This is a genomic window from Streptomyces sp. NPDC021012 (assembly GCF_044333355.1).
GTDB lineage: Bacteria > Actinomycetota > Actinomycetes > Streptomycetales > Streptomycetaceae > Streptomyces.
The window spans coordinates 617,896-631,603 of sequence record NZ_JBIRQU010000002.1; the positions used below are offsets into that span (position 1 = coordinate 617,896).

At 74.7% G+C, this 13,708-nt stretch carries 13 protein-coding genes; 9 read left to right on the forward strand and 4 right to left on the reverse strand.

The window, feature by feature from the left end; all coding sequences use genetic code 11:
- Positions 1-81 precede the first annotated feature (81 nt).
- Positions 82-636, forward strand: coding sequence for a VOC family protein (locus tag ACH4TP_RS08170; RefSeq protein WP_398436474.1), 555 nt, complete (start codon positions 82-84; stop codon positions 634-636).
- Here ACH4TP_RS08170 and ACH4TP_RS08175 read toward each other — a convergent pair.
- From ACH4TP_RS08175 to ACH4TP_RS08190, 4 genes are read right to left on the reverse strand one after another with little or no spacing between them, the layout of a single operon-like run.
- Positions 620-1,777, reverse strand: coding sequence for an acetyl-CoA C-acetyltransferase (locus ACH4TP_RS08175; protein WP_389224761.1), 1,158 nt, complete (start codon positions 1,775-1,777; stop codon positions 620-622). The two genes, ACH4TP_RS08170 and ACH4TP_RS08175, sit on opposite strands and share 17 nt — an antisense overlap.
- Positions 1,778-1,779: 2 nt before the next feature.
- Positions 1,780-2,391, reverse strand: a complete 612-nt coding sequence (locus tag ACH4TP_RS08180) for a TetR/AcrR family transcriptional regulator (protein WP_388847444.1) — start codon at positions 2,389-2,391, stop codon at positions 1,780-1,782.
- Positions 2,388-3,176 carry an SDR family oxidoreductase gene (locus tag ACH4TP_RS08185; protein WP_398179213.1) on the reverse strand — a complete coding sequence of 263 codons (789 nt, stop codon included), beginning with the start codon at positions 3,174-3,176 and terminating at the stop codon, positions 2,388-2,390. Before ACH4TP_RS08185 ends, ACH4TP_RS08180 begins: the two co-directional genes overlap by 4 nt.
- Positions 3,173-4,339 (reverse strand): acyl-CoA dehydrogenase family protein, encoded by a 1,167-nt coding sequence (locus ACH4TP_RS08190; protein ID WP_389224757.1) that lies wholly within the window; start codon positions 4,337-4,339, stop codon positions 3,173-3,175. Before ACH4TP_RS08190 ends, ACH4TP_RS08185 begins: the two co-directional genes overlap by 4 nt.
- 45 nt (positions 4,340-4,384) lie before the next feature.
- On the opposite strand from ACH4TP_RS08190, the gene ACH4TP_RS08195 reads away from it, so the two are divergent.
- The 8 genes from ACH4TP_RS08195 to ACH4TP_RS08230 all read left to right on the forward strand — a co-directional run bounded on the left by ACH4TP_RS08195 (position 4,385) and on the right by ACH4TP_RS08230 (position 13,706).
- Complete coding sequence (locus ACH4TP_RS08195) at positions 4,385-5,242, forward strand: enoyl-CoA hydratase (protein ID WP_398179209.1); 858 nt, start codon at positions 4,385-4,387, stop codon at positions 5,240-5,242.
- Positions 5,242-6,411 carry an acyl-CoA dehydrogenase family protein gene (locus ACH4TP_RS08200; protein WP_398179206.1) on the forward strand — a complete coding sequence of 390 codons (1,170 nt, stop codon included), beginning with the start codon at positions 5,242-5,244 and terminating at the stop codon, positions 6,409-6,411. Before ACH4TP_RS08195 ends, ACH4TP_RS08200 begins: the two co-directional genes overlap by 1 nt.
- Complete coding sequence (locus ACH4TP_RS08205; protein ID WP_398436477.1) at positions 6,411-7,427, forward strand: acyl-CoA dehydrogenase family protein; 1,017 nt, start codon at positions 6,411-6,413, stop codon at positions 7,425-7,427. Before ACH4TP_RS08200 ends, ACH4TP_RS08205 begins: the two co-directional genes overlap by 1 nt.
- Before the next feature lie 107 nt (positions 7,428-7,534).
- Positions 7,535-8,923, forward strand: coding sequence for an MFS transporter (locus tag ACH4TP_RS08210; protein WP_398436479.1), 1,389 nt, complete (start codon positions 7,535-7,537; stop codon positions 8,921-8,923).
- Positions 8,920-9,993, forward strand: a complete 1,074-nt coding sequence (locus tag ACH4TP_RS08215) for an acyl-CoA dehydrogenase family protein (protein ID WP_398436481.1) — start codon at positions 8,920-8,922, stop codon at positions 9,991-9,993. The genes ACH4TP_RS08210 and ACH4TP_RS08215 overlap by 4 nt, the downstream gene beginning before the upstream one ends.
- A gap of 68 nt (positions 9,994-10,061) precedes the next feature.
- Entirely contained in the window at positions 10,062-11,342 is a 1,281-nt protein-coding gene (locus ACH4TP_RS08220) for a kelch repeat-containing protein (RefSeq protein ID WP_398436483.1), read from the forward strand.
- Positions 11,343-11,358: 16 nt separating this feature from the next.
- A complete protein-coding gene (locus ACH4TP_RS08225) occupies positions 11,359-12,552 on the forward strand; it encodes a Kelch repeat-containing protein (protein WP_398436485.1) in 1,194 nt (397 codons plus the stop codon).
- Positions 12,549-13,706 (forward strand): kelch repeat-containing protein, encoded by a 1,158-nt coding sequence (locus ACH4TP_RS08230; protein ID WP_398436487.1) that lies wholly within the window; start codon positions 12,549-12,551, stop codon positions 13,704-13,706. Before ACH4TP_RS08225 ends, ACH4TP_RS08230 begins: the two co-directional genes overlap by 4 nt.
- Positions 13,707-13,708 lie beyond the last annotated feature (2 nt).

Here is a 13,708-nt window from a genome sequence, read left to right on the forward strand (position 1 = left end):
GGATGTCCGCCGGGGTACCGTCACCCCGGCGGACATCCGTCTCCACCCGATCCACCCGCATCCGACCCGAACGGAACCGCCATGCCCGTCCAGCGGCTGAACCACGCCGTCCTCTTCGTCTCCGACCTGGAGCGCAGCCTCGCCTTCTACCGCGACGTCCTCGGATTCCGGCCGCTGCCGCAGGCCTTCCCCGGGGCCGCCTTCCTCCAGGCGTCGGGCTCCGCCAACGACCACGACCTCGGCCTGTTCCAGTCCCCCGAGCGCGGCGCCGGGCACACCACCGGGCGCGTCGGCCTGTACCACCTGGCCTGGGAGGTCGACACCCTCGCCGAGCTGCGGCGCATGCGGACCCGCCTGGCGGAGGCGGGGGCCCTGACCGGGGCCGGCAACCACGCCTCCACCAAGGCGCTGTACGCCCGCGACCCCGACGGCATCGAGTTCGAGGTGTGCTGGCTGGTCCCCGACCACGCGGTGGCCAAGGAGCTGTCGACGATGACCTCCCCCACCCTCCCGCTGGACATCGACGCCGAGATCGCCGAGTACGGTGCGGAGACCCCCGGCGGTCCCCGCACCGATCACGCGGTGTGGCAGAAGCTCTTCGGCTCCGACTTCGGGAACGTCACAGGCGCTCGATGATCGTCACGTTCGCCTGACCACCGCCCTCGCACATCGTCTGCAGGCCGTAGCGGCCGCCGGTGCGCTCCAGTTCGTGGAGGAGGGTGGTGGTCAGCTTGGTGCCGGTCGCGCCGAGGGGGTGGCCGAGGGCGATGGCGCCGCCGTTGACGTTGACCTTCTCCGGGTCGGCGCCGGTCTCCTTGAGCCAGGCGAGGACGACCGAGGCGAAGGCCTCGTTGATCTCGACCAGGTCGATGTCGTCGAGCGTCATCCCGGCCTTCTTCAGGGCGTACGCCGTCGCCGGGATCGGGGCGGACAGCATGCGGATCGGGTCCTCGCCCCGGACGGACAGGTGGTGGACCCGGGCGCGCGGCGTCAGTCCGTGTTCGCGTACGGCGCGTTCCGAGGCGATGAGCATCGCGGAGGCGCCGTCGGAGACCTGCGAGGAGACCGCGGCGGTCAGCCGGCCGCCTTCGACCAGCGGCTTCAGGCCGGCCATCTTCTCCAGGGTGGTGTCGCGGCGCGGTCCCTCGTCGGTGGTGACGTCCCCGTACGCGACGATCTCGCGGTCGAAGCGGCCCTCGTCGATGGCGCGGGCGGCCCGCCGGTGCGAGCGCAGGGCGAACTCCTCCATGTCCTGGCGGGAGATGTCCCACTTGGCGGCGATGAGCTCGGCGCCGTGGAACTGGTTGACCGGCTGGTCGCCGTAGCGGGCGCGCCAGCCCGCGGAGCCGATGTACGGGCCCTCGGTGAGGCCGAGGGGGTCGGCGGCCTGGCGGCTGGCGAAGGCGATGGGGATCATCGACATGTTCTGCACGCCGCCGGCGACGACCAGGTCCTGGGTGCCGGACAGGACGCCCTGCGCGGCGAAGTGCAGGGCCTGCTGGGAGGAGCCGCACTGCCGGTCCACGGTCGTGCCGGGCACCTCCTCGGGCAGCCCGGCGGCCAGCCAGGCGGTGCGGGCTATGTCGCCGGCCTGCGGGCCGACGGTGTCCAGGCAGCCGAAGACGACGTCCTCGACGGCGGCCGGGTCGGCGCCCGAGCGCTCCATCAGCGCCTTCAGGACATGGGCTCCGAGGTCGGCCGGGTGGACGGCGGACAGGCCGCCGTTCCGCCGGCCGACCGGGGTGCGTACCGCTTCGACGATGTAGGCCTCGGCCATGGTCACTCCTTGTTCGTACGTCCGGTGTCGTCCCGGAGGGCGACGCCCTCCAGCACCATCGACAGGTACTGGCGGGCGATCTCCTCCGGGCTGTGCTGTCCGCCCGGCCGGTACCAGGACGCGGCGACCCAGACGGTGTCGCGCACGAAGCGGTAGGTGAGCCGGACGTCGAGGTCGGTGCGGAAGACCCCGGCGGCGACGCCGCGCTCCAGGGTCCTGAGCCAGGCCTCCTCGAACCTGCGCTGGGAGCCCGCGAGGTAGCCGAAGCGCGGCTGTTCCCGCAGGTGCCTGGACTCCTTCTGGTAGATGGCGACGGCGGCGCGGTGCCGGTCGATCTCCCGGAACGATTCGGTGACGAGGGCCTCCAGGGTCTCCCGGGGGCCGAGCAGCGCGGCGAGCACGGTGTCGTAGCGGGCCCACAGCTCGTCCAGGAAGGAGGAGAGGATCTCGTCGAGCATCGACTCCTTGGAGTCGAAGTGGTAGTAGAGGCTGCCGGCGAGCAGGCCGGCCGCGTCGGCGATGCGGCGGACGGTGGTGGCGTCGTACCCCTGGGCGGCGAAGACCTCGGCCGCCGTGTCGAGGATCTCGCGGCGCCGCTCCGGCGCCGGTCTCACGGGTGCTGGCTGCTGACGGAGAGGACCTCGCCCGTCAGGTACGAGGAGTAGCCGCTGGCCAGGAAGACGATCACGTTGGCCACCTCCCACGGCTCGGCGTAGCGGCCGAAGGCCTCGCGGGAGGTGAGTTCTTCGAGGAGTTCGGGGGTGGTGACCTTCACCAGGTGCGGGTGCATGGCGAGGCTCGGGGAGACGGCGTTGACCCGTACCCCGTAGTCGGCGGCCTCCAGGGCGGCGCAGCGGGTGAGCGCCATGACGCCGGCCTTGGCGGCGGCGTAGTGGGCCTGCCCCTTCTGGGCGCGCCAGCCGATCACGGAGGCGTTGTTGACGACGACGCCGCCGGCGCCCGCGGCCTTCATGCGGCGCAGTGCGGCGCGGGTGCAGCGGAAGGTGCCGTTGAGGGTGACGTCGAGGACCTTGTCCCACTGGTCGTCGGTCATGTCGACGAGGTCGGCGGTGCCGCCGAGGCCGGCGTTGTTGACGACGACGTCGAGGCGTCCGTGGCGTTCGGCGGCGAGGTCGAAGAGGGCGGCGACCTGGGTCTCGTCGGTGACGTCGCAGGGCAGGGCGGCGACGCGGTCGGCGCCGAACTCGGCGGCGAGTTCGGCTTCGGTCTCCTTGAGCCGGCGGGCGTGGGCGTCGGAGATCACGACGCGCGCGCCCTCCTCCAGGAGGCGCCTCGCGGTGGCGCCGCCGATGCCGGCGCCGGCGGCGGCGGTGACGACGGCGCCGCGGCCGGCGAGCAGGCCGTGGCCCGGCACGTAGGGGGGTGGGGCGCCGGTCATGGGCGGACCTCCTTGGGCAGGCCGAGGACGCGCTCGGCGATGATGTTCCGCTGGATCTCGTTGGAGCCGGCGTAGATGGTGTCGGAGCGGGAGAAGAGGTAGAGCCGCTGCCAGTCGGTGAGGTCGTACGGCTCGCCCTCGGCCAGCATTCCTTCGGCTCCGCAGACGTCCATGGCGAGTTCGCCGAGCTCGCGGTGCCAGGTGGCCCAGAAGATCTTTCCGATGGAGGCCTCGGGCCCGGGGGCTCCGGCGGCGACGCCGTCGAGCATGCGCAGGGCGTTGAAGCGGATGGTCTCCAGGCCGATCCAGGCGCGGGCGATGCGGTCGCGGATCAGCGGGTCGGCGGCCGCGCCGTTGCGCTTGGCCAGTTCGACGAGGGCTTCCAGTTCGCGGCGGAAGCCGACCTGCTGGCCGAGGGTGGAGACGCCCCGCTCGAAGCCGAGGGTGGCCATGGCGATCCGCCAGCCGTCGCCGGGGGCGCCGACGACGTGGGAGGCGTGGGTGCGGGCCCCGTCGAAGAAGACCTCGTTGAACTCCGAGGTCCCGGTGAGCTGGACGATCGGCCTGATCTCGACGCCGGGCCGGTCCAGGGGGACGAGCAGGTAGGACAGGCCGTGGTGGCGGGTGGAGCCGGGTTCGGTGCGGGCGACGACGAAGCACCAGTCGGCCTCGTGGGCGAGTGAGGTCCACACCTTCTGCCCGGTGACCACCCATTCCTCGCCGTCCAGCTCGGCGCGGGTCCGGACGTTCGCCAGGTCCGAGCCGGCGTCCGGCTCCGAGTAGCCCTGGCACCACTGCTCCTCGACGCTGACGATCTTCGGGAGGAAGCGCTCGCGCTGTTCGGGGGTGCCGAAGGCGATGAGGGTGGGTCCCAGGAGCTGTTCGCCGATGTGGCTGACGCGGGCGGGGGCGTCGGCGAGGGCGTACTCCTCGTGGAAGGCGACCTGCTGTTCGAGGCTCGCGCCCCGTCCGCCGTACTCCTTGGGCCAGCCGACGCAGGTCCACCCGGCGGCGGCCATGTGCCGCTCCCAGGCGAGGCGTTCGGCGTGCGCCTCGTGTTCCCGTCCGGGGCCGCCGCGCCCGCGCAGGGCGGCGAACTCGCCCGTGAGGTTGGCGCTCAGCCAGCCGCGGACCTCTCTGCGGAACTCCTCGACGTTGCTCATGGCCGTACGTTAACCTACCAAACACTTGTTAGGGAAGGAGGGCGGATGTCCGCTGCCCGCACCGCATCCACAGGGCCGGTCCGCTACGAACGCCTCGGCCCGGTGGCCGTGGTCACGATGGACCGGCCCGATTACCGCAACGCCCAGAACTCCGCGATGACGTACGCCCTCGACCGCGCCTTCTACCGCGCGGCCGACGACGACGAGGTCAAGGTCGTCGTGCTCGCCGGAGCGGGGAAGCACTTCTCCGCCGGCCACGACATCGGCACCCCCGAGCGGGACGCCCACCTGCCGTTCGAGCGGCGCGCCGGGCTCTGGTGGGACCACTCGGACAAGCGGGGCGCGGAGAGCCGCTTCGCCCGCGAGTCCGAGGTCTACCTCGGCATGTGCCGCCGCTGGCGCGAACTGCCCAAGCCCATGGTCGCGTCGGTGCAGGGCGCCTGCGTCGCGGGCGGCCTGATGCTCGCCTGGGTCTGCGACCTCATCGTCGCCTCCGAGGACGCGTTCTTCGCCGACCCGGTGGTCCGCATGGGCATCCCCGGCGTCGAGTACTTCGCCCACCCCTGGGTGATGCCGCCGCGCGTCGCCAAGGAGTTCCTCTACACCGGCGACCGGATGGACGCCCGGCGCGCCTACGAGGTCGGCATGGTCAACCGGGTCGTACCGCCCGGGGAACTCATGGAGAAGACCTTGGAGTTGGCGCACCGCATCGCCGAGATGCCCCGCATGGGCCTGGCCCTGGCCAAGCGCGCCGTCAACCAGGCCGAGGACCTCCAGGGCCTGCACACCGGCATGGACTCGGTCTTCGGACTGCACCACCTCGCGCACGCGCACAACGCCGAGACCGCCCCCGACGCGCTGGGCGGCATGGACATACGCGCCATGAAGGAGGCGGGAGCCTGATGGACCTCGACTTCACCGCGGCGGAGGACGCCTTCCGGGCCGAGGTCCGCGCCTGGCTCGCCGCCCACGTGCCCGGCACCCCCCTGCCCTCCCTGGAGACGCAGGAGGGCTTCGCCGCCCACCGGGAGTGGGAGCGGACCCTGTCCGACGACCGCTGGTCGGTGGTCTCCTGGCCCGAGGAGTACGGCGGCCGGGGCGCCTCGCTCCTGAAGTGGCTGGTCTTCGAGGAGGAGTACTTCGCGGCCGGCGCCCCCGGCCGGGTCAGCCAGAACGGCATCAACCTCCTCGCCCCCACCCTCTTCGAGCACGGCACCGACGAGCAGCGCGCCCGCGTCCTGCCCTCCATGGCGAGCGGCGAGGTCATCTGGGCCCAGGCCTGGTCCGAGCCCGAGTCCGGCTCCGACCTCGCCTCGCTGCGCTCCACGGCCGTACGGACCGAGGGCGGCTGGCTGCTGCGCGGTCAGAAGACCTGGTCGTCCCGGGCGGCCTTCGCCGACCGCGCCTTCGGCCTGTTCCGCAGCGACCCCGAAGCCCCGAAGCCGCACCAGGGCCTCACGTACCTGATGTTCCCGCTGGACGCCGACGGGGTGACCGTACGGCCCATCGGACGGCTCGACGGCAAGCCCGCCTTCGCCGAACTCTTCCTCGACGACGTGTTCGTGCCCGACGAGGACGTGATCGGCGCCCCCGGACAGGGCTGGCGGGTCGCGATGAGCACCGCGGGCAACGAGCGGGGTCTCACCCTGCGCAGCCCCGGCCGGTTCACGGCCGCCGCCGCACGCCTGACGGAGCTGTGGCGGGAGACCGCCGACCCCTCCGACACCGCCCTGCGCGACCGGGTCGCCGACGCGGTCGTCGGAGCGCGCGCCTACCGGCTGTTCGCGTACGCGGGCGTCTCACGCGTCGCCGCCGGGGGCTCGATCGGCGCCGAGTCCAGCCTCAACAAGGTCTTCTGGTCCGAGCTCGACATCGCGCTCCACGAGACCGCCCTCGATCTGCTCGGGCCGTACGGCGAGCTGTCCGACGGGGCCACCGACGCGCCCGCGCACGGCGGTTGGGCCGAGGGCCACACCTTCTCCCTCGCCGGGCCCATCTACGCCGGCACCAACGAGATCCAGCGCGACATCATCGCCGAGCGGCTGCTCGGCCTCCCGAAGGGACGCCGGTGATGCGGTTCCTCCTCGACGACGAACAGCGGGAGTTCGCCCGCTCCCTCGACGCCATGCTCACGGCGGCCGACACCCCGACGGCGGTACGGGCCTGGGCGGCCGGGGACACCGCGCCCGGCCGGGCGCTCTGGTCGCGGCTCGCGGAGGCGGGCGTGTTCGCCCTGGCCGTGCCCGAGCGCCACGACGGGCTCGGCCCGCTGCCCGTCGAACTGGCCTTCGCCTTCACCGAGTTGGGCCGCCACGCCGTGCCCGGCCCGCTGGTGGAGACGGTCGCGGCGGCGGCGCTCCTCGACCGGCTCGGAGACGACCGGCCCGGAGACGACCGGCTCGACGACGCCGCGGCCGCCGCCTGGCTGCCGCAGATCGCCTCGGGCAAGGCGGTCGTCTCCCTGTGCATGCCGGAAGCCGGCGGCCCCTACGCCCTGGATCCCGACGCCGCCGACGCCGTGCTCGTCGTCGAGGGCGACACCGTACGCCTGGCGGAGGCGCACGGCTCCGTACAGCCCTCCGCCGACCCCGCGCGCCGCCTCGCCCGCCCGCTCGGCGGCACCGTCCTGGCGCGGGGCCCGGCGGTGGCCGACGCCGCCGCGCATGCCGCCGAGGTCGCCGCCCTGGCCACCGCCGCCCAGTCCCTCGGCCTCGGTCGCGCGCTGCTCGACCGGACCGTGGAGTACGTGAAGCAGCGCACCCAGTTCGGGGTCGCCATCGGCTCGTTCCAGGCGGTGAAGCACCGCCTCGCCGACACGCTCATCGCCCTGGAGTTCGCCCAGCCCCTGCTCCACTCGGCCGCGCTGGCCCTCGCGGAAGGGGCGGACCACCGCTCCGCCGAGATCGCCGCGGCGAAGGTCACGGCGGGCGAGGCCGCGTACGCCGCCGCCCGCACGGCCCTCCAGCTCCACGGGGCAGTCGGCTACACCGAGGAGCTGGACCTCGCCCTGTGGATCCGCAAGGCCCGTCCGCTCCGCGACGCCTGGGGCACCCCCGCGGCCTGCCGCGCCCGCGTCCTCGCGTCCTGAGCGGTTCCCCGAACACGCCCGCCGCCCCGGGCCGGGCAGCGGGCACCCACACACTCCCCCACACCGCTCGAAGGCCCCCAACGTCCCTACCGCACCCGGGAGTCAGCGTGTCCCCCGCACCGTCCCCGCACGTCCCCGCGAGACCCTCCGACCCCGCCCTGCTGCGCAGGGTGGCGCTGTCGAGCCTGCTCGGCACCGTCATCGAGTACTACGACTTCCTGCTCTACGGCACGATGGCCGCGCTCGTCCTCGGCGAGCTGTTCTTCCCCGCGTCCGATCCCACCGTCGGCACGATCGCCGCCTTCGGGACGCTCGCCGCCGGCTACGTGGCGCGGCCGCTCGGCGGCGCCGTCTTCGGCCACTTCGGCGACCGGCTCGGCCGCAAGTCCATGCTGGTCCTCACCATGGCCCTCATGGGCGTGGCGAGCTTCCTGATCGGCGTCCTCCCCACGTACGGGACGATCGGCGTCGCCGCTCCCGTGCTCCTGGTGCTGTTCCGCGTCGTCCAGGGCGTCGCCATCGGCGGGGAGTGGGCCGGCGCGACGCTCATGGTCGTCGAGCACGCCGACCCGAAGCGCCGGGGCCTGTGGAGCGGTGTGATGCAGATGGGCTCCCCGATCGGCTTCCTCCTCTCCACGGTCGCCGTCACGCTCGCCTCGCTGCTCCCCCGCGCCTCCTTCCTGTCCTGGGGCTGGCGCGTCCCGTTCCTGTTCAGCGCGGTGCTCCTCGGCATCGGTCTGTACGTGCGCGTCAGCGTCGGCGAGAGCCCGCTGTTCCGGCAGGCGGCGGAGGCGCGCGACGCCGGTGAGGCGCCCGGCGTGCCGCTGGCGCAGGTGCTGCGCAGGCCGCGCAACCTGGTCCTCGCGTGTGCCGTGGGCATCGGCCCGTTCGCGCTGACGGCGCTGATCAGCACGTTCATGCTCACGTACGCCACGGCCATCGGGTACGCCACCTCCGAGGTGATGACCGGGCTCCTCTTCACCTCGCTCACGGGTCTCGTGTCCATCCCGCTGTTCTCCGCGCTCTCCGACCGCCTCGGCCGCCGGGCCGTCGTGCTGGGCGGCGCGGCCGGCGTCGTCCTGCTCGCCTACCCGGTGTACGCGCTGGTCGACGCGCGCTCGCCCGTGCTGCTGATCCTCGGCATGGTCCTCGGCCAGGTGGTGCAGTCCGCGATGTACGCGCCGCTCGGGCCGCTGCTCTCGGAGATGTTCGGCACCCGCGTCCGCTACACCGGCGCCTCGCTCGGCTACCAGCTGGCCGCGCTGATCGGCGGCGGCTTCACCCCGATGCTCGCCGGCAGCCTGCTCTCCTCCGCCGAGGACGTCAGCAGCACGCCCCTCGTGGTGCTCGCCGTCGTCTGCGGTCTTGTGACCGCGCTCGCCATCCGGCGCACGGCCGAGACCCGGGGCCGGGACCTGTCGGCGGCGGACCCGGAGGACCCGGCGGCGGCCGAACCGTCCCGTACCCGTACGGCATCGAGAGGAGCACAGGCATGAGGCCGACGGAGGAACAGGAGGAACTGCGGTCCGCCGTACGGGCCGTGCTCGGGCGGCACCCGGGGGACGCGGCCTGGCGGCCGCTGACCGGGCAGATCGGCGTCGCGGGGCTCGCCGTCCCCGAGGAGTACGGCGGCGCCGGCTGCGGGGCCGGGGAGGTCCACGTGGTGGTGGAGGAGCTGGGACGGGAGCTGAGCCCCGTCCCGTACCTCGGCTCCGCGGTCCTCGTGACGCAGGCGCTGCTCGCCTCGGAGGACGCCGAGGCCTGCGCGCGGCTGCTGCCGGACCTGGCCTCGGGCGCCGTGGTGGGGGCCCTGGCCTGGGCCGAGCGCGGCTCCTGGGATCCGTCGGCGGTACGGGCCGGGGCCTCCCCCGAGCCCGGCGGTACGTGGCGGATCACCGGGACCAAGGAGCACGTCCTCGACGCCGCCGGAGCGGGGGTCCTGCTCGTGGCGGCCCGTTCGGAAGCGGGGGTCTCGCTCTTCGAGGTGCCCACCGACGGCACGGGCGTGCGCCGTGAGCCGGCCGTGACGATGGACTCCACGCGGGCGCAGGCACGCGTGGTGCTCGCGGAGGCGGAGGGCCGGCTCGTCGGGGCGGAGGGCGCGGGCGACCGGATCCTCGCGCGCGTGCTCGACCTGGCCTGCGCGGCGCTCGCCGCCGAGCAGGTCGGCGCCGCCGCCCGCTGCCTCGAACTCACGCTGGCCTACGCCAGGGAACGGGTCCAGTTCGGCCGGCCCATCGGCTCCTTCCAGGCGGTCAAGCACCGCCTCGCGGACGCGTACGTGCTGGTGGAGTCGGCGCGTTCGGCCGCGCTCGGCGCCTCCTTCGCCGCCGCCGCGGGCAACCCGGAGCTGACCCGCCACGCGGCCGCCGCCAAGTCCGCCTGCTCCGAGGCGTTCTCGGCGGTGGCGGGCGAGATGATCCAGCTGCACGGCGGCATCGGCATCACCTGGGAGCACGACGCCCACCGCTACTTCAAGCGGGCGCACGGCTCGGCCCGGCTCTTCGGCCCGCCGTCCTGGCACCGCGCCCGCCTGGCGGCGGACCTGGGGCTGCTCACGGTCTGACGCGAAGGCACCGAGGCACCGGCGTGCCCCGTCCGTCCGGAGTGATCGTTTCTTCCTACTCCGGACGGATGACGTCGTGTGTCCGCGCCCAACTCCCCGGGGAGGAACGCCCCGACGAGATGAGGTGCGGCATCGTGTGGGAACGGATGCACCCGCCGCGGACCCGCGGCTTCCGGGACGGGACGTCGCGCACCGCGACGGCGGGAACCACCCCCGGCACCTGGCAGCCGGGACGGGACCTGCCGTACGCCGGGTTCTGGGCGCAGCCCGCCGACGCGGCGGCCGTGGTCGGCGACGACGAGGTGCTGCTCGCGGGCGGTGAGGACGGACGGCGGCTGCCGACCGACAGCAGCATGGTCCTCACCGTGTCGACGGGCGTCTGGAGGTCCGCGCCCCCGCTCGCGCAGGCCCGCCGGCTGCACACCGTGACCCGTCTCGAGAACGGCCAGATCCTGGTGACCGGCGGCATCGGCGCCGGGCCCGGAGTGCCCCCGGTCGGCCTCGCCACGGCCGAACTGTACGTCCCCGGCGGTGGCTGGATCCCCGTCGGCGGGCTCTCCCAGGGCAGGTTCTCGCATTCGGCGACGGCCCTCAAGGACGGCCGTGTCCTCGTCGCGGGCGGCTGCACGGCCCGCGACGACCACTCCCTGCGCACCCTGCGGTCCGCCGAGCTGTACGACCCCGGAAGCCGGCGGTGGACGCCGGTGCGCGCCCCGATGACGGACGCCCGGTTCGGTCACCCGGCGGTGCGGCTCGACGACGGCCGGGTCCTGCTGGTCGGCGGGGCGCTCGCCGTGGGACGCGGCGGCTACGCGGCGCTCGGCCACTGCGAGCTGTTCCACCCGGGCGACGCGAGCTGGGAGCCCACCGGCACCCTCGCCTCCGCCCGCAAGGGCCATCAGGCCACCCCGCTGCTCGGCGGCGGCGTGCTCGTCACGGGCGGGGACATGCGGGGCTTCCGGGACGAGGACTGGGCCTACGACCCGTACAGCCAGTGGACCACCGAGCGCTACGACCCGGACGCGGGCACCTGGAGCGCCGACGCCGACATGCCGTGGGGCCGCAGCCACCACCGGGCGGTCCGGCTGAAGTCGGGCGCCGTGCTCGTGCTCGGCGGCACGGACGACTCCTCGCTCGCCGTCGGCTACCAGAACGCCGTGCTGTACGACCCGGGCGCCCGCGCCTGGTCGGACGAGTTCCCGATGGGCGAGGGCCGCTGGGCCCCGGCCGCGCTCGCCCTGCCCGACGGGCGGGTCCTGGTCATGGGCGGTCTCACCCACTCCGGGGCGGCGGCCCCGGTGCCGGGCGAGGACCGGGTCACCGCCGGCACCGAGACGTACACGCCCTGATGCGCGAGGAGTGGCAGTGCGCGACCTACTGGCCGGCGGAGCGGGAACGGCGGAGCCCCGGCGCATGCGCGCGGCGGGCGGCTGGGCGGGCGCCGGGGAGTTCCCCGTCCCGCTGGTCCTCTGGCACGGCCAGTACGAGGGTCCGGTCACCCTGAAGGACGGCCGGGCCCTCTCGGCGGGCGGCGCGGGGCCGCTGCTCGAATCCCTGGACGCCTCCTGCGCGTACGGGCCGGGGCCCGGTGCGTGGACGGTGACCGGCCGGCTGGTCCAGGGCCGGCGGGTGCACTCCCTCACCGCGCTCCTCGACGGCCGCGCGCTCGCCGCCGGCGGCGTCCCCGGCCGGCAGGCCTTCCCCCAGCCGACCCTCGGCCATGCCGAGCTGTTCGAGCCCGGCGGCGGGACCTGGCGGGCCACGAGGGAGATGACCGAGGCCCGCAACGGGCACTCGGCGACGCTCCTCGGCGACGGGCGGGTGCTCGTCGCGGGCGGCCAGCGCCCCCGCTCCCGCCACGACATGCTCACGCTGGCGTCCGCCGAGATCTTCGACCCGGTCCACGAGACCTGGGAGCCGACGGGCGCCATGACCGTGGCCCGCTGGCACCACGTGGCGGTGCCGCTGCCCGGGGGCCGCGTCCTCGCCGTGGGCGGCATGGTCAGCACCGTGCGGTACGGCGCCGGCGCCGCGCTCGGCCTGTGCGAGGTGTACGAGCCGGGGAGCGGGACCTGGGAGCCGACCGGTTCGCTGCGCGCGGCCAGGGCCGTGCACCAGGCCGTGCCCCTCCCCGACGGGTCCGTCCTCGCGATCGGCGGCGAACCCGGCCGCGCCGCGGACGACGCCCGCTTCCACCCGTACAGCCTGGCGAGCACGGAGGTCTACGACGTGGCGACCGGCGTCTGGCGCCCCGGGCCGCCCCTGCCGTGGGGGCGCTCCTACCACCGGGCGGTGGCGACGGCGGACGGCGTGCTCGTCTTCGGCGGCACCGAGAGCGCCTGTCCGCACACGGGGTTCGCGAGCACGCTGCTCCTGCGGGACGGCGCCCGGCACTGGGAGCCGGTGGGCCCCATGGCCACCGGCCGCTGGGCGTTCGGGGCGACCGTGCTCGGCGACGGGCGGGTACTCGCGGCCGGCGGTGTCTCCCGCGCCGACGCGGCCGCCCCCAGGGCGGACGAGTCCGTCCCGGCCGGACAGGCGGAGGTGTTCACGCCATGAACGCCATGAACCGGGGACAGTGGACACCGGCCGGCGAACTGCCTTGGGATCGGAACCTGTTCGGGGCGGCGAGCGCCGCCGTGCGGCTCGCGGACGGCCGCGTCCTGATCGCCGGCGGCGGCGACGAGCGGCTCGCCGCCCAGGACGGGGCGGCGCTCTTCGATCCGCGCGACGGCTCGTGGACCGGGGCCGCGCCGCTCCGCGAGCCCCGGCGGATGCACTCGGCCACCCTGCTCTCCGACGGTCGCGTCCTGGTCGTCGGCGGCCAGGGAAGGGGCTCGGGCTTTCCCGTGCGGGCGCTGGACAGCGCCGAGACGTACGACCCGGTCGAGCGGCGCTGGTCGGACGCGGGGCGGATGGGGCAGGCGCGGTGCGGCCATTCCGCGACCCGGCTGCCGGACGGCCGGGTGCTCGTCGCCGGCGGCACCGCGGTCCGCTCCCCGGACAGCGAGCGCTCCCTGTCCTCGACCGAGGTCTTCGACCCGGTGTCGGGGCGCTGGACCCCGACGGGCCCGATGCTCGACGCGCGTTCCCTCCATCCGGCGGTGGCGCTTCCCGACGGGACGGTGCTCGTCGCGGGCGGCTGGGCGGCGACCCGCCACGACTGGCGGGGCGGCGCGGGACTCGCGTACTGCGAGCGCTACGACCCCGCCACCGGCCGCTGGACGGCGACGGGCGGCTTCGCCGAGGCCCGTACGGGACACCGGCTGACGGCGCTCGCCGATGGGACGGTGCTCGCCACCGGCGGTGGCGGCGACCCCGACTCCGGCATGCGGGGGCGCCCCGACCCGTACAGCCGGGCCACCGCCGAACGCTACGACCCGGCGACCGGCGCCTGGAGCAGGGAGGCGGACATGCCCTGCGGCCGGGCGCTGCACCAGGCGGTACGGCTGCCCACCGGGGAGGTCCTGGTCATGGGCGGCACGAACGACCTGCTGGGCGAGGCCGGTTACCGCAGCGCCGCCCGCTACGACCCGCGGTTCGGGACCTGGTCGGAGGGGCCGGGGATGGCGGTGGGGCGGGTCGACTTCGCCGCGGCCGTCCTCGCCGACGGCCGGGTCCTGGTCGCAGGCGGCTCGGTGCGGACCGGCCCCGCCACGCCCTCGGGCTCGTACCTCCTGCTCACCCGCACCAGCGAGCTGTTCACCGCGTAGTC

What these genes read in the sequence shown, in the direction of transcription:
- ACH4TP_RS08170 (WP_398436474.1), top strand. Translation starts at nt 82, where the DNA reads ATGCCCGTCCAGCGGCTGAACCACGCCGTCCTCTTCGTCTCCGACCTG.
- ACH4TP_RS08175 (WP_389224761.1), bottom strand. Translation starts at nt 1,777, where the DNA reads ATGGCCGAGGCCTACATCGTCGAAGCGGTACGCACCCCGGTCGGCCGG.
- ACH4TP_RS08185 (WP_398179213.1), bottom strand. Translation starts at nt 3,176, where the DNA reads ATGACCGGCGCCCCACCCCCCTACGTGCCGGGCCACGGCCTGCTCGCC.
- ACH4TP_RS08190 (WP_389224757.1), bottom strand. Translation starts at nt 4,339, where the DNA reads ATGAGCAACGTCGAGGAGTTCCGCAGAGAGGTCCGCGGCTGGCTGAGC.
- ACH4TP_RS08195 (WP_398179209.1), top strand. Translation starts at nt 4,385, where the DNA reads ATGTCCGCTGCCCGCACCGCATCCACAGGGCCGGTCCGCTACGAACGC.
- ACH4TP_RS08200 (WP_398179206.1), top strand. Translation starts at nt 5,242, where the DNA reads ATGGACCTCGACTTCACCGCGGCGGAGGACGCCTTCCGGGCCGAGGTC.
- ACH4TP_RS08205 (WP_398436477.1), top strand. Translation starts at nt 6,411, where the DNA reads ATGCGGTTCCTCCTCGACGACGAACAGCGGGAGTTCGCCCGCTCCCTC.
- ACH4TP_RS08215 (WP_398436481.1), top strand. Translation starts at nt 8,920, where the DNA reads ATGAGGCCGACGGAGGAACAGGAGGAACTGCGGTCCGCCGTACGGGCC.
- ACH4TP_RS08220 (WP_398436483.1), top strand. Translation starts at nt 10,062, where the DNA reads ATGACGTCGTGTGTCCGCGCCCAACTCCCCGGGGAGGAACGCCCCGAC.
- ACH4TP_RS08230 (WP_398436487.1), top strand. Translation starts at nt 12,549, where the DNA reads ATGAACGCCATGAACCGGGGACAGTGGACACCGGCCGGCGAACTGCCT.